Annotated in this window: 15 protein-coding genes; 6 read left to right on the forward strand and 9 right to left on the reverse strand. The window is 62.7% G+C overall.

Going from position 1 to position 18,380, the window contains the following annotated elements; translation table 11 throughout:
- Nucleotides 1-58 precede the first annotated feature (58 nt).
- A complete protein-coding gene (locus ACIA75_RS24965) occupies nt 59-715 on the forward strand; it encodes a fasciclin domain-containing protein (RefSeq protein ID WP_397107939.1) in 657 nt (218 codons plus the stop codon).
- 526 nt (nt 716-1,241) lie between these two features.
- The gene (locus tag ACIA75_RS24970; protein ID WP_397107941.1) at nt 1,242-2,108 is read left to right on the forward strand and encodes a MerR family transcriptional regulator; all 867 of its coding nucleotides are present in this window, start codon (nt 1,242-1,244) and stop codon (nt 2,106-2,108) included.
- A 171-nt stretch (nt 2,109-2,279) separates the two neighbouring features.
- On the opposite strand, the gene ACIA75_RS24975 is transcribed toward ACIA75_RS24970, so the two are convergent.
- Nucleotides 2,280-3,653, reverse strand: a complete 1,374-nt coding sequence (locus ACIA75_RS24975) for a TIGR01777 family oxidoreductase (protein WP_397107943.1) — start codon at nt 3,651-3,653, stop codon at nt 2,280-2,282.
- Between the two features lie 271 nt (nt 3,654-3,924).
- Between ACIA75_RS24975 and ACIA75_RS24980 the strand changes: the two genes are divergently transcribed.
- Nucleotides 3,925-4,050 carry a hypothetical protein gene (locus ACIA75_RS24980; protein ID WP_255218508.1) on the forward strand — a complete coding sequence of 42 codons (126 nt, stop codon included), beginning with the start codon at nt 3,925-3,927 and terminating at the stop codon, nt 4,048-4,050.
- Between the two features lie 592 nt (nt 4,051-4,642).
- Here the strand turns inward: ACIA75_RS24980 and ACIA75_RS24985 are convergent.
- From ACIA75_RS24985 to ACIA75_RS24995, 3 genes are read right to left on the reverse strand one after another with little or no spacing between them, the layout of a single operon-like run.
- The gene (locus ACIA75_RS24985) at nt 4,643-4,993 is read right to left on the reverse strand and encodes a hypothetical protein (protein ID WP_397107946.1); all 351 of its coding nucleotides are present in this window, start codon (nt 4,991-4,993) and stop codon (nt 4,643-4,645) included.
- A gap of 20 nt (nt 4,994-5,013) precedes the next feature.
- Nucleotides 5,014-6,090, reverse strand: a complete 1,077-nt coding sequence (locus ACIA75_RS24990; RefSeq protein WP_397107948.1) for a tyrosine-type recombinase/integrase — start codon at nt 6,088-6,090, stop codon at nt 5,014-5,016.
- On the reverse strand, nt 6,087-6,545 hold the full coding sequence (locus tag ACIA75_RS24995; protein ID WP_397107950.1) for a hypothetical protein: 459 nt from the start codon (nt 6,543-6,545) through the stop codon (nt 6,087-6,089). Before ACIA75_RS24995 ends, ACIA75_RS24990 begins: the two co-directional genes overlap by 4 nt.
- A 735-nt stretch (nt 6,546-7,280) precedes the next feature.
- Between ACIA75_RS24995 and ACIA75_RS25000 the strand changes: the two genes are divergently transcribed.
- Nucleotides 7,281-8,534 carry a DNA sulfur modification protein DndB gene (locus tag ACIA75_RS25000; protein WP_397107952.1) on the forward strand — a complete coding sequence of 418 codons (1,254 nt, stop codon included), beginning with the start codon at nt 7,281-7,283 and terminating at the stop codon, nt 8,532-8,534.
- A gap of 523 nt (nt 8,535-9,057) precedes the next feature.
- Here ACIA75_RS25000 and ACIA75_RS25005 read toward each other — a convergent pair.
- From ACIA75_RS25005 to ACIA75_RS25025, 5 genes are all read right to left on the reverse strand, one after another.
- Nucleotides 9,058-10,026, reverse strand: a complete 969-nt coding sequence (locus ACIA75_RS25005) for a hypothetical protein (RefSeq protein ID WP_397107954.1) — start codon at nt 10,024-10,026, stop codon at nt 9,058-9,060.
- 597 nt (nt 10,027-10,623) lie between these two features.
- Entirely contained in the window at nt 10,624-11,235 is a 612-nt protein-coding gene (locus ACIA75_RS25010; RefSeq protein ID WP_397107956.1) for a hypothetical protein, read from the reverse strand.
- Between the two features lie 19 nt (nt 11,236-11,254).
- Nucleotides 11,255-14,020, reverse strand: coding sequence for an NACHT domain-containing protein (locus tag ACIA75_RS25015; RefSeq protein ID WP_397107958.1), 2,766 nt, complete (start codon nt 14,018-14,020; stop codon nt 11,255-11,257).
- 805 nt (nt 14,021-14,825) lie between these two features.
- Nucleotides 14,826-15,710, reverse strand: a complete 885-nt coding sequence (locus tag ACIA75_RS25020) for a phosphotransferase (RefSeq protein ID WP_397107960.1) — start codon at nt 15,708-15,710, stop codon at nt 14,826-14,828.
- On the reverse strand, nt 15,707-17,107 hold the full coding sequence (locus tag ACIA75_RS25025; protein WP_397107962.1) for an XRE family transcriptional regulator: 1,401 nt from the start codon (nt 17,105-17,107) through the stop codon (nt 15,707-15,709). The genes ACIA75_RS25020 and ACIA75_RS25025 overlap by 4 nt, the downstream gene beginning before the upstream one ends.
- Before the next feature lie 167 nt (nt 17,108-17,274).
- On the opposite strand from ACIA75_RS25025, the gene ACIA75_RS25030 reads away from it, so the two are divergent.
- Nucleotides 17,275-17,958, forward strand: a complete 684-nt coding sequence (locus ACIA75_RS25030) for a hypothetical protein (protein WP_397107964.1) — start codon at nt 17,275-17,277, stop codon at nt 17,956-17,958.
- Nucleotides 17,955-18,329 carry a radical SAM protein gene (locus ACIA75_RS25035; RefSeq protein ID WP_397107966.1) on the forward strand — a complete coding sequence of 125 codons (375 nt, stop codon included), beginning with the start codon at nt 17,955-17,957 and terminating at the stop codon, nt 18,327-18,329. The genes ACIA75_RS25030 and ACIA75_RS25035 overlap by 4 nt, the downstream gene beginning before the upstream one ends.
- The last annotated feature ends 51 nt before the right edge of the window (nt 18,330-18,380 follow it).

An 18,380-nucleotide genomic window follows, 5' to 3' on the forward strand; every position in this document is an offset into this window, starting at 1 on the left:
CCACCAGACCACGAGCCGTCGGCACGTACAGGCTCCGTTCTTGACAGGAAGGCACGACATGAGAATCCGAAAGCACTCCGCGGCGCTGATCGCAGTACTGTCGGCGATGGCTATCGCCGGCTCGGCGTGTACCGACACCGACGAATCAGGCAACGGCGAGTCTCCACCCGCTATGACCACGTCCTCGCCCACGATGCCGACGCAGGATGACGGTGCCATGGCCGGGCCGGTCGGCGCCGGGTGCGCAGCGTACGCCGAGCAGGTACCGAGTGGGCCCGGCTCGATCGATTCGATGGCGCAGGAACCCGTGGCGACAGCGGCCGCGAACAATCCCCTGCTGACCACACTCACCTCCGCGGTATCCGGTCAGCTCAATCCGCAGGTGAACCTCGTCGACACGCTCAACAGCGGCGAGTTCACCGTTTTCGCGCCGGTGGACGATGCTTTCGCCGCGCTCGATCCCGCCACGCTCGAAACGCTGAAAACGGACTCGGACATGCTGACCAGCATTCTCACCTACCACGTCGTACCGGGTCGTATGTCACCCGATGCGGTCGCCGGCACACACCAGACAGTCGAGGGCTCCGAGGTGACGGTGACAGGAACCGGCGACCAGATCACCGTCAACGAGGCGACAGTGCTCTGCGGCGGTGTCGAAACCGCGAACGCCACCGTTTACCTGATCGACGGCGTCCTGACGCCTCCCACCAGCTAACGCACCCCGCCGGCCACCGCCACATACCTGCGCACTCGATAATCGGTGCCGGGTATGTGGCGTGGTTGATGTTCTCGCGCCACGGCCGGTGTTGATGCCAGGTCCCCAGATAGCGGGTCAGCTCCAATTTCTCCACCGGGGCCGGCCCGGTAACGGAAACACGGCCGGGCGTCGCGCCCGCTCCGCCGGAGGTCGCGACAGAAACCACGACAGCGGCCGAGGCCACCCCGAACGCAGCCAATCGCTGTCCCCATCGGCGGCGCGACTCGTCGAAGGCAGAACTTGTATGTGAGAACACCCGGTACTTCTCGAATCTCGGTTCCCTGGCTCGGGGCTCTACGTCAACAGAACACGATGCGTAATCGATTCATGGGAATTTATCGGTCGCGTGCCCAGGGAGGACGGCCCGTATCCGAGCCTCATGGCCTCGGACGGGTCTTCATCGTTGCGCTCCAGAAGGCGGCCCACAGCACACAGCGGTCCGGGCGCTTGGTGAACCGGCGTCCGGACCGGGCACAATGGGCTGATGCCCGCCGGTCAAGCTCCCCTTTCCGACGCGGCCGGATATACGGTCCGCGCGGTAGCCGACCGACTCGGCATTCCGACCGCGACATTGCGCAGCTGGAATCGCCGCTACGCTATCGGCCCGACCCAGCACCGGCCGGGCCGGCACCGTCTCTACACCGCATCCGATATCGCGGCACTCGAGCAGATGCTCAGCCTTATCCGCGCGGGCGCGAGTCCGGCCGGAGCAGCCGCCGCGGTGACCGCCACATCGCCCACCCCCGCGCTCGGAGAGTGGGAGCCACTACTGAACGCCGCGTTCGCGCTCGACACGCGAACCACCTCCGCTCTGCTGACCGCGCACCTGCAGGCATACGGAGTCGTCGATACGTGGGATCTCCTGTGTCGCCCTGCCTTCGCGGCCGTCGTCACACGCCAGCTCGGCGGCGAAAGCTGCATCGACGTGGAGCACTTGCTGTCCTGGTCGATCACCGTTGCGCTGCATCGCCATACACCGGCACCCGTTCCGGCGGACAACCATGCGGTCGTGCTGGCGTGCACCAGCGGCGAAACCCACGCGCTACCGCTGGAAGCCCTGCGCGCCGGTCTCGCCGAGCGCAATGTCGGCGCGTTGATGCTCGGTGCCGATGTACCCACCGACGCTGTCGCGGCCGCACTCACCCGCAATGATCGGCGGCCTGACGCCGTGCTCTGGTCACAGCAGGAGTCCACCGCGCTGACCTCTGCGGTACGTGCTTGTCACGTCGCCGGTTCCCGAATCTTCGTCGGTGGACCGGGCTGGGATTCGGCGATCTTGCCGGAGTTCGCGTACCGCCTCGACAAGCTCGGCGAGGCGGTCGACCGGATCACAACGCCACGCGGGTCATGACGGACACCACCGGCAGTGGTTAGACGACCGGGACAGAAATAGAGATGCAGAAATGATGCATACGGCGGTGTCGAGGTGGCGTTCGGCGAACTTCGTGTCCGTCCCGCGGGTCGGTCATCGGACGATCGGGGGACTTTGCCCGTCCGTGTGGGTCGCTATGTGCAACCACGATCAGCCCTCGACGTGCAACCGTGACGACTCGGAGGTGCGGCCGAGAACGTGGCGCAGCGCCGATTCCAGATCGGGGTCGCGGAATTCGTGGCCGGCACGGCCGAGTCGATCCGGCACGACTCGCTGACTGGCGGTAGCGAGTTCGCGAGCACCCGAACGGCCGAGCAGCACGGAAGGGCCCAACTCTGGCACGGCGAGGACCGTTGGCCGCCGCAGGACGCGGCCCAATGTATGCGTGTACTCGATATTGCGCACCGGTCGCGGTGCCACCGCGTTGATCGGACCCTGCAACTGAACGTCCCACAACGTGCGGTGATAAACATCGACGAGATCGTCGATCCCTATCCAGGACATCCACTGACGCCCGGAACCGATGCGGCCACCGAGTCCAGCGCTGAACAGTGGGCGCAGCAACCGTAGGGTCCCGCCTCGCGGCGATTGCACGATCCCGGTACGTACCGACACCACGCGAGTGGTGCCGGAAGCGGCAGCCGCCGCGCCCCCCCAGTCGGCGACGACATCGGCCAGAAATCCGGTGCCGCGCGATGACTGTTCTGTGAGGGTTTCCTCGTCGCGGTCGTATCCGTAGTAGCCGATGGCCGAGGCGCTGACAAACACCGCCACGCCGGCCTTCGCACTGAGTTCGGCCAATTTCCGTGTCGGCGAGATCCGACTGCCGGCGACCGCTTTCTTGTGCTCCTCGGTGAACCGGCCGGCGATCGGCGCCCCTGCCAAATGAACAACCGCGTCCACGCCGTCGAGCAGATCAGCGGCGGGATCGGCCGGATCCCAGCGCCGCTCCCCGCGCTCACGTGGCTCGCCGCGCACCAGGCGGATCACGGTATGCCCGCCCGAGCTGAGAAAGGCCGCCAACGCCGACCCGATCAAGCCGGAGGCACCTGTCAGCGCGACCGTGATCGCGCCTAGCCCGTGATCGGCCGCGCGCGCATGTGCTGCCAGGTCGGCTTCGAGCTGCCGGTACCGGTAGGCGAACATCGGACGCAGCATCGCGGCAGGCACCCACGTCTGCACTCGGTCCACGATCCGAGTGTGCGCGGGGTCCACCTCCTCGAATTCGTGAGTATGCCGCCACGACAAAACAGCAGACACGGGCACCGAGGCCGGACCGTCGGCGGTGATCCCGTCGACAAACCGGTGCGGCGGGTCGTATTCACCGGCTTCGTGCCGGGCTACCCAGCGCAAGCGCGCAGGCAAACCGAGCACCGCGCGCCCATCGGCGAGCGAATCGGCCTCGGCGAGCAACGACACCGGCTGCCATGGTGGTGCGAGCCGCGCGAATGCCCCCGGACGCGCGAACCACGCGAACACCTCGGAGCGAGGCGCCGCGACCACGGCCGAACACTCGATGCTCATTACCCGACCCTACGTGGTTTCGCCGAGCACAGTCTCGAGCCGAAGCCTGATCGAAAGGTCGAGCATGCGCGGTTTCGGGTCGCGTCGTTGCGGGTATCGCCTCGGCAGATCACCGCATCTTCCCGGGAAGCTGCAGAGATCGAGAACACGCCGGTTCAAACGAGTAGCCTGCGCGTTCGCCCTCGCTTCAGCTGCGTCTGGCGCGGTTGCCGGCCAGGCTGTAGTAGTCGACGCCGGTTTCGGTGATGTGGCCGCCGAAGGTGAGCGATCGGTGATCGCTGCCCGTGGTTTGAAGCCGCTCGGACAGGTACCGCAACATCTCGAACTCGCCGAACCGGAACCGATGGTGAACCGAGCGACAATCGCCGAACTCAACGACCAGGCCGAGTCCATCTGATCCATTCCCCGTGAACCGACCCCGAACCCGCACCTTCGGTCAAGTCGGCGCGGACCCTGTTCCGACAACCCGCCGACCAGAGTAAATTCCCAGGTCGTCTGCTCTTCCCGTCTTCGATGTCTCCGCACAGGTATCGACGAAGATAGGAGCCACGGACGACCGGGTACCGGCAGATCACGATGCCTGGATTCGATAATCACCCACGATGACCAGGCGTTTCCCAGTTGCCCATGTTTTGTGTGTCCTGCCGAGGGCACAAACCTGCGACAGCATTTCCGCAGGTCAACCGGATTTCCCGATCCGCGCTCAGCTTGCAAATCATCAGTATGACCGAATATATGCAGGTCAAGCAGTTGCCCTGGTTCGAGACTCTAGGAAACATAAAACAAGGGCAACTGGACCCGCAATTCACCGGAATTCAGCTGTGGGACGCGGTGGTGAAGGAGATCTGCGCCGCGATCCGATCCTGCACATACCGTTCCGGTTCGCGGTTGACGATTCGACCTCGACACCGGGTTGCGCGCCCGGATCGCGAAAGGCGATGTCCTGCTCGTCTCATTGGCCGCCGAGATGCTGCGAGACCCACGACCTGTTATGTGGCCGATTTCGGATGGCTTTCGAACTCCGCCGCGATGGGATGCCGGCGAAGTAGCACCAGTGCGCTGAAGAGTACTGCGAGGGCGCTGAACGAGGCAGCGAGAACGGTAAAGGATGCCGATCCCAGTTCAGTCATTCCGAGTAGAAAGGTGCCTGCCGCGGTGCCGGCATACAGCGCCGAGTTGTTCCAGGAGACCGCGGGAGCGCGGCGGTCGCCCATTGCCGCGGTGAGGTGCTCTTGGCTGGTACTGACGAAGGCAGCCCCGGCTGCGAAGGTGACAATCCATCCGGCGATGCCGATCCACGCGATGCCCGAGCTTGTGGCCGCCACCAGGCCCAACGTCATCATCGACCCGTAACCGACGTTCAATACGAACTGGCTCCGGCCTGATCGGTGGAAGCTGTCGACGAGACGCCCCGCCAGCAGCGCGGGTGAGGTTCGCCGGTGAGATGTGCGACGGCGGTGGCGACTTCGGTGATGGTGGCGGTGGTGTAGATGCCGGTGACTCCCCCACCTGTTTGGCTGTGGCGGGCGAATTCGCGGGCGACGGCGGTGCCGTAGTGGCGCTCGACCCAGGTGATGGTGGTGTGGCGTAGCCAGTGGATGGAGATTCCGTGGGTGAGCACCCAGGGCAGGTGTTTGCCGAGGCGTTCGAACAGGTGGTTGTAGCGGCGGCGGGTGATCGGTGTGCCGTTCCGCGCGCGCAGCAGTGGGCCGGACGCGGGCGCACCGCGTTGTTCGGCGTGGCGGCACAGGGCCTGCATGAGCGTCGGTGAGATCGGTTGCCACAACTGCGTTCCGCCTTTCTCCCGCAGGAGGATCACCGATTGCACCGGGTCGAGATCCTGCGGTCGTAGGGCCAGCGCCCCGGCGCGGCGGCAGGCGGTTTCGGTGTGCAGGCGCAGGATCAGGCTGTCCAGCTCCGGGTCGTTGCCGGTGGTGGCGGCGACTTCGACGAGTTGCGCCAGCAGGTCGGTCGGCAGGGCGCGGCGGTTGGAGCGGGTGCGTTTGGGTTTGGTCAGGCGGGCGGCAGGGTTGTCGCGGGGGTCGATGAGTCGGCTGTCTTCAGCGTGCCTGTACAGCTTGCGCAGGGCGTCGATGACGTGGCGGACGACTTCGCTGCCGCCGCGATCGGAACGCCGGATCACCCGGGCGGCCTGGATCTGTTCACACAGCACCTGCAGATCCGCGGGGGTGGGTTCGTCGAGTCGCCGCTCACCCCAGCCGGGTTGAATCAGGATCTTGTTCCAGTACGTGCAGTAGTGCTCACGGGTACGGCCCGCGGGCATCCGGTCGATCGCGGCGGGGATGAACTCGGCGAAGGTCGGTGCGAGACGCGCGGTCTCGGCCGGCGCTGCGGTGCCGAGGTCGGCGGCGGTGAGACCGAAGCGTTCCATCATCATCTGGACCGCGGCGATATCGGCTTGGGTTCCGGTGGTCATTCGGGTGCTCCTTCGGCAAAGCGGCGAGCGAGGATGTCGTCGAGAACCGCGGCGGGATACACGACCAGCAGTGCCTGGTCGGGGTCGGCAGCGAGCAGCACACGGTCATGGATCCGGATGCCCGCGCAATGCCTGACAGCGGCGGGCAGGGAGAGGTGGCCGTACTTGGTGATGCCGCGGCGGCCGCGGCCGGGGCGAGTGATCAAAACCAGTCCCCCGGTGACCCGCCACGACAGCAGATCTCCGGGATGCCAGTCGAGGGCTCCGACAATGGCTTTGTCGACGACACGTCCGTTGGTGTCGACGGGCCGGATGCTGTGCACGGCCCTCGACCGCACGGGTTCCTCGACATTCGCCATCGGCAGAGCAGGACCCGCAGCCAGACTGCCGGAGCCGCCGATCAGGGGCGCACCCGTGTACGAAGGAAACAACGGCGCCAGTGTGTCACTGGTCACAATTTTCACCCCCGCCCGGGGTGAAACCGCAGGTCACGGCGGTGACGGGAAAATGGGTGTCCAGGCAGTGCACGGACACGGTTTTTAGGGCACAAATGCAGCAAAAAAGTGTCCGGAGGGGGACACAGCGGCTATCCACAGAGATCGACCTGCGGAAACGCTGACGTATCTGGGATTGGTTGCTCGTGGCGCCGGCTGGCCGCGCGGAGGTTAGCGCCAACCCCCATTGCTCACTGGAAGACTCTGCGGCGCGCATGTCAGCAGGGGTCTCCGGGTCGGGCTGACAGGATGAGAATTTACGACCACTTGACCCCAGCTGACATCTACTGGCATTTGCGCACGTCAGGCACACCGCGAATCTATGGCTGCTGCTTTCAATGTGCTGGCCGTGCGCCAGCGCTGACTGCGTGTGGTCCCAATGTGGTCCCAATATGGTCCCAGTACGTCTCGGATCCGAGGGTTCAAGCCGCTCCGGCGGGATCGCAAGCCTGGATGCGTGGAGGGGGTGACCCGAACTCAATATGGATTGACCTACCGTCGGCGTCGCCGTCACCGGCTTCGTGCACGACAGTACAGCGCACTTCGCCCTGTTGATCTCACCGCAACAGGGCGAAATGCGTTCGTAGATCGCCGCGCATCCCCCGCAGATGATGAATCAGCTACCGCGGAACGGAGATTCAAGCTAATCTCGCATCCGCGGGTGTCGATCGGCACCCGCGGATGAACGGAGAAACTATGACGATGTCCATGCCGACGGCGGTGGTGGAAGGTGTCACCCTGCCTGCTATGCCCTTCCGCCCAACGGCAGTGGTGGGGACGATCGGTCTGCCGACCCTGCTGGGAATGGTGCACTCACCGAAGCGTGAGGAGGATCCCCGCGCGATGAAGTACCAGGATGGTGCGACCCGCCGACACGCTGAGATCCGCGCCCTGGTGCAGCGCATGATCAAGTCGACGCAGAAGGGCAAGAACGTTCCCGAGTACGCCCAGTACATCGCGGCGGGCATCAACGGGGAGTACGGCGACGGCTGGTCGACGCCTCCGGTTACGTTGTGGATCCCTGATGACCCTGATGACGACGGAGACGCAGTGCTCGTCGGCGAGGAGCTCGTCAAGGGTTCGGGAATATGCAACATCACGATTCCCAGTGGCACTCCGGTGGTCGCCATCGACGGCGAGACACAGGTTACGGCGCTGCACGACGTCAACGACGCGCCCGAAAAGTTCGGGTTGACCTTCAAGAAGCTGCGGGATGTACGGATTCCGTTCGAGCTCTATTGGAACCTGTCGGTGGAAGATGCTCGGCAGATCTTCTATGACCGGAACGTCAAAGGCGTTCCGGTGGCCAAGAACCTGGCGATGAGCATGGATCAGCGCGACTACGCTACCCAGCTCGCTCACCGTATCGCAGAGAAGCTCTTCGTCACTCACGAGGGCAAACGCGTGCAGTTCTCTACCCTGGTCCAGGCGCGTAAACGTCAGTTGGGGAAGTCCGATCCCGAAGTCATCACCTTGTCGGGATTGCGCGCTCTCGTCGTTACTACTTTGCTGGGGCGCAGTGGTATCCAGAAGTCTTCGGCAAGTGTTGATGAAGGCGACCTGCCTGCGGGGGTTACGGAGGAGGAAGCCGCGGATGCCGTGGTCGGTCTGCTAACGGCGGTCCTTGACGACCTCTTTCCGTACTTCGCCGACCGCAGCGCTGTCTCGACGCCTGCCGTGCTCGCTGGGCTTGGGGTGGCCGGTCATCAGGCCCTGCCTTGGGCTGACAATGGAGCCCAAATCACCTCCCACCAGTTTCGCGAGCTGCTCGCCGACATCAAGTGGGACCGTAAGGCGACCTACTGGGACGGGATCGCGGGCAAGGCCACCGGTAAAGAAGATGGCATCAGCTTCGCCGGTGGTGTGAAGGATTCCGGCGGCCGGGTTGCCGAAGCAATCCTTTATCCCGACACCCAAATGGGCCGCAAGATTCGGGACAAACGGGCCTGAGACCATTCAGCTTTTAAGGAGAGGGTGGTCGAAGCCACTGGATCTGGCTTCGACCACCCTTTCCTGCACTGTACACAGGTGTCGATGTATTACCCGCTATCGCACCGGGGAGGCAAGACCGTCGAGAAGGGTGGTGGGAGATTCGTCCGGATCTGTCAGAAGCCGGTGTTGTGGAGGTGCCGCCGAGCGGGCTCGTTCTCGCTGGATTATCGGATGTCGGGCTGACCGGACTGGTCTTTGGCCACATGACCCCCAGCTCTAGTTCTGCCCCAATTTCGCACGTCAATCGCGACTTTCCGAAATGCGTGCGAAGCGCGAGACGAATGGTCGTGTGTTGCTGCGCACGACGTGCGGCCCCAGATTCATCACGCTGACCTGGGCTGCCGCAAGGCGAGCTACCCGGCCCGATCTTCCGCCACCTACCGGTGACACACCGCTGCGTCCTTCATGCGGGGCCACAGCCAGGCGTCGGCTGCCCGTGGTATCGGCGAAAGTCAGAGCGATCCACGAACCGATAGTCCTTCTACTTGCTCCGTCGGGGAGGAGGTCGACGCATGTACGCCGGCAGCGCCCCAGTCGCGGAGTCGATATCCCAGTCCCACGGATTGAACGGTGCTGAGGATGGTGGCGGCTCGGTCTCCTCGTCGAGGTCCACCACCTGCGCTGGGGCGACCACCGTGTCCCTGGGAATGTCGAGGTCTTTGGCTGTGTGGACGGCGGAACGGCTGTGTTGGTCGTCGTTGGGGTATTCGTCGAACAATCGGCCAGGGACCCGCCGGACGATGCGGGTCGATACTGGGCCCTGTCGGCCGAAACGCGACTCCACCACGACTCGGGCGTATTCGGCGGCTTCCCGGTCCGCGTGCAGCGAGACGTGCAGGATATCGCCGAGCTCTCCAGCTGCTACCAGCACGTACTGCGAGGACTGGTCATCGGCGCGGGCGAGGTTGGCGCGCTGTTCGAGTGAGCCCCCAGGAGTGCAGCCGAGCCGGTCGACGATCTCTGCATACGAGGTGCTCAACCCGAGGATTACGATTCTGTCGCTGATATCGGCATCACTCATCCGGAGTGCCGCAGACAACTCGGCCATACCGACACCGGGTTCCAGGCTTCGTCGTAACCAGCCCCTCCCCCTCCACACCGCGGTGGGTGCTGCCGCCCAGACGGTGCGGACGTGAGCGTCGGCGTTCTCGTCCCAGTACGGCAGCTCGGCCTCCGCGTGTTTGCGGCGGGCTATGGTTTCCCAGTCATGGTCTGGTTCGATCTCGATCCGGTCTTGAAGCCGTTGCCATGCCTTACGCCGGCGCCCGCCGTCCTCGTTCTCGATCAGAATAGAGGCGCGGTTCTGCACCGCCGACACTGTGCGGCCCACCACCCGCGCGATTTCGGCCCACGTCTGACCACGCTGCAAGCCCTCGATGATGATCCGATAGTCGTACGCGGTCCACCGCGCCCCCTGCATCGGCCACGGATATCCACTGTCGATGTCCATCCCGGCGCCCTCCCGCCTCGATTACTCAACACCATCAACCAGGATAGGGACCGATTCCGAAAATCGTGTTCATTCAGAACATATCTGCCCCAACGAGTTTCAATGGCCCACAGCCGATGGCGTTGCTCGGACAGAGTCTCCGTGGGAAGAACAGGCGATCACAGCGACACCCTGCCAGGCGTGGTCGGCGCTCTCCATCAGAAGCATCCAGGGGCAAGCACCTGTCGCGGCGGGTGCAGCCACCACCAACACTTACAGGCGGTTCATGAAGTTGGAGTGATTCAGCGCCACCCTGGCCCGGGAATGGGCCTACATCCGCGAATACAACTCCGAACAGGCACGCCGCGTCACGCTGGTCGTCTTCCTCAACAACTACAACCACCACCAGCGGCCCCACGCCGACATCGGCCACCGAATACCCAGGAGCCGAGTCCCACGCTCCAGCTACCGGCTCACCGGCTCTAGCCCCACAATCGCGGCAACCCACACCCGCACAAGGATCCCGACCAGCTGGCCCTCGACCTCGACGCCGTGGAACCAACGTCGTGAGACATCACACCAAGCACCGCAGCCGGCCTCCAAACCGACGCAGACCAACTAGCCAAGGCGCAAGCCGCGGACCAGAAAACCGGGAGCGTTGACCTCGTGCCGCCCCGGCATCTGTGGCTCGATCATGGAACCGACGATGTCGGCCTCCTCGGACTGACTGCACGGCTCCGTGCCCGCAGATAACCACACTTGACGACCGCTACTCAAAGTTAGTGGGCCACCTACAATTCGATCGACTTCAAGGTTCACGCCGGGCTCAGTCATCCAGATGTAGGCGATAGTAATTTTGTCCCAACTATCTTGGGCAGCTATATGATTGTCTCTAGGATCCAGTGCACCGGGCAGGTAGGACGATCGCAACGGCGCAACTACGAACGCCATCCGTTTGCCCCCTTCGAATGGCACAGGATCGAACTCCCACATACTGCGCCCGATCTTCGGGTCGATAATTGGCGTTGTCGACTGGGCATTCTCGCTAGTTTGGGCAATACGCCATGCAGTGTCTCCATGTAAGGATGCCTTCCAGATCGAGCCGACATTAGCCGCTGCGATATAGGTGTCTTCTTTACTGACCCACAGTCTCCAAGATCCAGCAGTCCATCCCGCATGCTCGCCTTCGCGGATGGTGAATGCGAAACGAACCTTCTGTTTATTCGACATTAATCGTCCTGACAATTATCTAGAATGGTTCTGGGGTCAGATAGCCAGCCACGTTCGGCAAACTATATCCAATCTCATCAAAAGCGATTGACTTAGCTAGAGCAGCGCGGACCTTCGATCTGAGTGTGAAATCATCGCGACAAAGCTCGACTAATCCTTCTCGGATGACTTTAACCCCTCCATCGCGCTCACTTCCGTCCAAGCTCCAATCAAGAAAAACTTCGAAGAGCGCTTGATCGTCGAGATCAGCAGGAGAAGGCGGTAAGAGTTCACCAAGCTTTTCACGAAGCTCAGCAATGACCGAGTCGACCGTCACAGCAGTACTCGTATTGGTTGGAATTTTTCCTTTTTCAGAGAAATCTGCAAGCATATGGATTGCGCGGTTTGCAATTGACTCCGAGCCCGAAGCGCCGAGCCCATCGAGAAACGCCCGCGTCGCCCCAGAGGAATTATCGGACAATAAGGCTTCTACCTCAAGCCAGACTTTCGCTCTGATTTCACCGTCACGTTCCATATGCGGAGCCAGGATCTCAGCAAGCCGTGTGATGTGAGCCCCGATTGGACCAGTTAACAAGCGAAGCGAGGCAAGTACTAGCTCCTGTTGAAATCTTGGCGTATTCGCGGCGAACCCATCCTGCAGAGCGTCCATAGCAAGAACCGCCCCTGGCATTACCAACCGGCTTGCCGCGTTGCTGTGGTCAACGGCGACGAGTCGACTCAGCACCGCGTCTCTTAACTGGAGCCGCTCGGAAAAGATGTAACCGGCGGCTAGGAGCCACGTGTGACGCCAGTGGACAGAGGGGACAAGTATCTCAAGATTGTCGGCGGCGTCCTCTCCGCCCATCAGGCACCGGGCTGCAAAGAATTCCGTGAGGCTTCTAAGTTCGAATGAGAGGCCGTCCATTCTCGGCACCAAGAGAACCAGCCGCTGCCGCGCAAGATGCATGATCTTTTGAATCAGAGGCTTGAGGTCCGATTCGCGATACCCCTCGGATCCCAAAATTTCGCGTGCGATTAGTTCAAGATCTTCCGTTGGAAGTATCGAGTCTGCAGTGCCAGCCCGCTCGGCACGAGCATGGATTACGAGGCCGCACCGCTCGTGAAGCTGATCAAATTGCTGACGGTAAGCCTCAAGTACATCGCCTATTCCGTCGGGCTTATTCGATTCACGCGCATAGATAACGTCGTAGTAGCTCTTGAAAAGCGAATATCTACTCGCAGGCGCCTGACGACGCTGTTCGAGCAGGAGGCTCAAGATCGTAACCTGAAGTGGCGACGTCATTAGGCGCGCGGTATCTTCATTCTTTGAAGCTGCCTCTAGTCGCTGAAGGGTTGTTTCTTGCCGGTCAGGATCGTCTATGAATCTAGAAGCCAGCAGCCTTGAGGCATAATTCAGCGCATCCCTTGGCTTCAAAGGAGTCAGATGGAGCTCCTCGTAGGAGATGTCCGGGTCGTGCTCGAACCCTATAGGCCGTGATGTACAGACCGTCATAACGTCTGCTCTAATCATCGCCATTTCTGTAAGGAATTCTGCTATCCGGGCGGATACCTCTTCACGATTTGTAGCCGACGCTACCTCATCCATGCCGTCTAGAACCAAGAGCAGAGGCCACGCGGATAGCAGACGCTTGACCTCTGGGACGCTTATCGGTTCCGACCCACGCGAATTTATCAACTCGACAATGTGCTTCAAAAGTGTCAGATCTTTAGATCTGCTGATAGCGTCGGCAAAAATGCTCAGCACAACGCGGACCGGAAGTCGATGCAGGGATGGGTGGGGTAGGTTGGCTGCGTCAAATGATTTCCTGATCTGAGTTGCGCGGTCCGCATCGTGCAGTGCAACGCGGCCGGCTGCCTCCTCCTGCACGAGTGCAATTCGATATAGCTGGCACAGCAACCTTGAAAGGGTCGACTTGCCCGACCCGGGCCCGCCAAGTACCACAATGCGATCTCGCGCCGAAGGCTTCAGCGAAGGTGATAAAACCTGGTCACCCCGTTCCACAAGTGACTGCAGTGCCAGAGCCGTAGCCCGGTTGCGGACTCCGGAGGACGGCAGATCAACAGCGACTTCAGCCAGCGCCAATGGGGAATTCGCTCGGTCGCCAGACTCCCCGAGCTCCACTGAGGCATCGGCCTTGAGCGCGCGAGTAACATGCCCGATCCATGCGTGCGCCACACGCTCGTCGCTCGCGCTGACTTGCTCGTACAGACGGGAGATGACATCACCAGTTAGCACCAAATCCGCATAACTGCGTCGAACCTCTCCGTTGTTATCGAGCAGACGGTACAAGTAATCGGCATGCCACACGGCGTAGTCTTTGAAATCAGGCATACCAATCATTCGGAAGTTACCTGATCCTAAAGGTTCCTCTTTGGTGAGGTCCCGGTAATATGCAAACAATCGTTCCAGGCGGTCCAGCCCTCCAGCCTCCGCTACTGAAGTGAGCGTTACGTTTGTAACGATAATGAAGTATTCAGGCTTTCGGAGAGACCGCTTCTTCTTCGGATTGATCCATGCGTCGAGCTCAGCGGTGACTTGGTCGAAGAACCAGGCTTGATCTGCTGCGGTGGCAGACAGACGCTCCTTGTACTTCGCCTGAATTACACCGTAACCATCCCACTCGCCCTTCCCCTCCAGATGAATTTTGCCCCTGAAGGTTGCCTCACGGCCACCGTCTGGGCCAGCCCCAAAAACGTCCACTCCGGGGCCGATGTGGCCTAGCGCGAGCGCCTGCACCATGTGCTCGAACCGATTACTGCCGAGTCGGGTGAGGTCATAGTTCATGGCTGGCAAATCTAGTACCAGCGTGACCATTTGACGAACCGCTTCCCTTCAGATTCCAAGATCTGCCGCCGGGGGCTCGGCTTGCTCCACCGGCCAGCGCTGAAGTCATGTTGAGCCCGATTCCAGGTCGTCTCGCCCGCTTCCTGCATGTAGCGCCCCACCGCTCGGCCACCCTGGTGCTGGCCCCGGCAATTATCAGGAAGGTCCCGAGGCTGTCCCGAGGACGAAGACCCACCGTCGCGGCTTGTCCTCCATATCGCTGCAGGGGGACGAGACAAGAGGGGTCGTAGAAACGGGGTCCAAGTTTGAGGCCGGCCACAAGGGCGGAAGGCCACCACAAACCGGAGCAGGCAAGAGAGTCTGGCATCCGCGGCAACGCCCCAGATGTCGACGGAAGGTCATCTCCCGAACCTGCAGACTGCGTAGCGGAAGAGTACGGACAGGGACGTGCGGACAGCAGTCCATACGGATCTGTCCGTACCTATTTCACCCGGCGAACAGCGGCTTTACCCACCTGCCTGCCCGCCTCATCCCACGAACACTAAACACACCCTGCGGGCGCGTTTAGTGTTCGTGGGAAATCGGCGGGCAGACAGGTGTTGGTAGGTCTGGTCATAGGACTAACAACTACGAGGGGGCGAGACCAGCGAGATCGGCACGGGGAGAGTTGGCAACCGAGCTGGGTTGGGACCGAAGTGTGGCGAATTCGGTTGGGTGGTATCGACCGGCATCGGGGATTCTCTGGGTACGGCTTCCCGTCACCGGGACTCCCGGACTACCGCGTACACACGAATAGCTGACGCCATTACGGGATAGCTTCCCATCCTGTCCACGGCCGCGATCCACGATGTCCGCGGAGGCAATCCAGTCTGTGTTGCGCCTGCTCGGTGAGTTCGGGTTGATTACCTGCAGCTTGGGCAGCCATACAGGTCATACGCATCTCTCGAATGTCTCGCAGCAGCGTAAATCCCACCCAGGTGGTGACGTCGTAACCATAGGCCCGGGCGAACTCATCGTTCAGATCGCGGTCGATCCAGCCGAATGAACTGTGCTTGATCGCGGTTGAGGTCAGGTCCCATTCGGGTGGCCCGACGGATGCGCGTTCCAGGTCGAGGAACAGGGTGGTGCCGGTGTTCGTCGTGACGACATTGCCTTCCCAGGCGTCCCCGTGGATAGGGGCCCACGCCAGTCCTTCTGGGCGGTGCTTCCAACGGTCGCGGAGTTCAGTGAGGTGGTGGCGCATCCATTCGCGGTCGTTGACGCTCAGGGTGTGCGCGGCGTCGATACGCTGGTCGAGTCGGACGAACGGGTCCACTTGCGTCAGGATGGGTGGGGCTTCGAGTTTGTGGAGTGCGCGCAGGGCGCCGGCGATTTCTGTCACGGTACCGCCGCGGTGTTCGGGTAGTTCTGCCCAGAAGGTCACGGGATGGCCGTCGACCATGACGAAAGTGGTGGGTATGTCGGCTGGTTCGACTGCCGGCACGTTGCTGGCGCGCAGCCATTCGGCGATCCGCAGCTCGCGTTCGGCGGCTGATCGCTGGCCGGGCTTGGCGATGCGAGCGACGATCTGGTGCGCCGGCAGTCGGTAGATGCCGTTTTCCGCCACTTTGATCGGGGTGAGGCCGGTCGGATCCAGCCCTACGACCTCGCAGGCGGCGCGGGCGATCTCGTCGAGGGGGCGACCGTTCACTCGGCGGGAACCTGGTCGAAAGCCCGTCCCGCGTGCCGAGCGTATGAGCGCAGCTCGTGGACGTCCTCGGCTGCGCGCATGGATTTCAGGCCCGCGGCGCGGGCGATCGCGATGGATCCGATCTCGGCTGCTTCGTCCGGGTCGCCCGTGGACATCGTGAGGGAGGCGAGTTTGATCATTGAGATCGTACGGGAGCGTTCGGCATCTGAGGTGTGGTCGGCTACGGCGGTTCCGAGACGCCGGCGGGCTTCGCTGCCGAATTTCCCGAGGACGGCTATATCGAACAGCGCATGTCCGGTGTCACCTGCGTGCTGGGCGGTGTCGTAGTAGTTCATCCAGGTCGGGTCCTCGGCTGGCCGCGAGCGGCTGAACTGGTCGTCGGCACGTCCTACCGCGGTGGTGACGGCTTGCACGTCTCCGAGTTTGCCGTGGGCGCGGGCCTGCGTGGTGTAGAGCATCGCGCGCTCGGTGGCGGTAAGGCGGTCGGAGTACAGGAATGCCTTCTGGGTCAGGCGTAGTCCGTCTTTCGGTTTGCCGGTCCAGATGCGGTGGCGGGCCATCGAGGAGAGGATTTTCGCGCGCAACTGCCAGGCGTCGGCTTCTTCGGCGCATTTCAGCGCCAGGTCGAACATGTCGGCGGCGTCGCTGTGTGCGCAGGCGTCGAAAGCCATGAACCCTGCTGTGTGGCTGAGGGCGCCGACGGCGGAATACAGGTCGTTGCGATGCTTGGGAGCGCAACCGGCCCGCAGGTAGGACACGGCGACGCGGAGCTGGGCGGCGACCACATCGCGTACGAGCCCGCCGCCGTAGAGGGCGTCCCAGCCGGCGAACAGATCGGAGGCGGCGCGCAACTGCTCGATCTCGGCCGTCCCGACACGGGCCGGTATTTCGGTGAGTCGGGTGTCGTTGAGCATCTGGAGGAGGCTGTGAGGCGATGCCGCAGCCGTCGCCGTCACGGCTGCCGCGGCCCGCAGGAAATCGTTGCGGTTCACTTCGTCGAGCGTAGACCCGGCAGGCATTTTGAACCACAACAGCTCAGCGGGGATACGGAGCACCTGTGCCCAGCGGATCAGCTTGGTCAGCAGTTCGGGAGCGGGACCTGTTTCGATTCGAGACAATTGCGCCTGGGTGAGGTCGAGCCAATACGCCACCCGTTTCTGCGCGATCGGTTGCCCTCCATGGATCGGGTGGGTGCGATATGCGTAGATGACCCTGCCCATGTGCCAGCTGGAAAGCGCGGCGAGCATGTGCTCGCTCCACCAGAAGTGCGCCGGCATATCCAGCGGCTCGTCTGCGATCGAAGGTGTACAGGCCCCGCACCATGCTGCCGGGTTGTAGCGGCTGAGGTGTCCGCCGCAGTGAACGCAGTAGCGGTCTTCGAATTTCCGCGTCTTCATCCCCACTCCAACAACGTCGCCCCACACTGTTTCCGCCGACGTTATCACCATGCGGCGCAGCGGATATGCGCCCGACGTATACCCGGAATGCAATTCGTGTGTAGTCATTCCCGGCCCCCTCACGCGATCGTCGTCTCGTCCGGAAATCGAATCTGGAAAGGGGCAAAATGACGTTATCAATCGTGGTTCCCATCCTCGGGCCACCCGCCGCCGGTAAGACAACCCTCACCCTCGCGCTCGAGGCCGATCCGCGCCGTCGGGTCTTCCGGCTGCGCGAGCACGTCCCCGCCGAAGCGCTTGCGGCAACGGCCTCAGCGGCCAACCGAGTCGGCTGGATCGACAACAGCATCGTCAGGCCGGCGATTCACAACTACCTCGAGCAGGTGTGTGCCGACGACCTCGTCGACACCGTTCTCCTGGACAACTTCCCAGGGACAGCGGAACAGGTGTCGATGTTGATCGACAGCGTCGGCGCGGTAGCCCCGCAGTGCGTGGTCGAACCGCTCGAGCTGGCCGTCGACGAGCGAACCCGTAGGAGCAGGGCAAAGAATCGGAGGGTTTGTTATCACTGCGAGAAGGACCCGATCGCCGATCCGCGCCTGCCCGCCACCGCGGCTGCGCAAAGCGCGTGGACGTGTGGTCGGTGCGGGGGCCAACTGCACCCGAGGCGCGGAGACGCGCCGTCGTTGTTCGCCGCGCGAAGCCGTCGCCACCAGAGCGCTACCGACGCAATCCGTGCGGCGTTCATCAGCGCCGGATATCCCGTCACCACCCTCGACGCCAACCCGACACCCGACACGATGGCCGACCGCGTTGAACCGATGCTGATCAGCAGGAGACGAACCGCATGACTACCGTTCCACTGCCGATGCCGAAGGCCGAGACCGACAGCTACGGTCACGCGCGCATGCCGCGGGGCTTTACCGCGCCCGAACCCGACCGCGTGGACCGGGTGGCCTACGGCCGGTACCGCAACGTCTACCTGTACATCACCGAGGCATGCCAGCTTCGCTGCGAGCACTGCTACATGGGCGAACGCCTCGAGCGGGCGCTGAAAATGAACCCGCAGCAGATCATCGACACGCTCACGGTGTGGCGGAAGATGGGCGGCGACAAGCTCACCGTCCTCGGAGGCGAGCCCACGCTGCACCCGTTCTATGTCGACTCCATCAAGATCGCTAGGCCGCGTTTCATAAGCTGTGGCCGGATAACCACAGGTTGATCGCGGCGACGCGGACCGTGGCCAGGTAGCGGACAGCGAGTTTGTCGTAGC

Source organism: Nocardia sp. NPDC051750, from assembly GCF_044453135.1.
Classification (GTDB): domain Bacteria; phylum Actinomycetota; class Actinomycetes; order Mycobacteriales; family Mycobacteriaceae; genus Nocardia.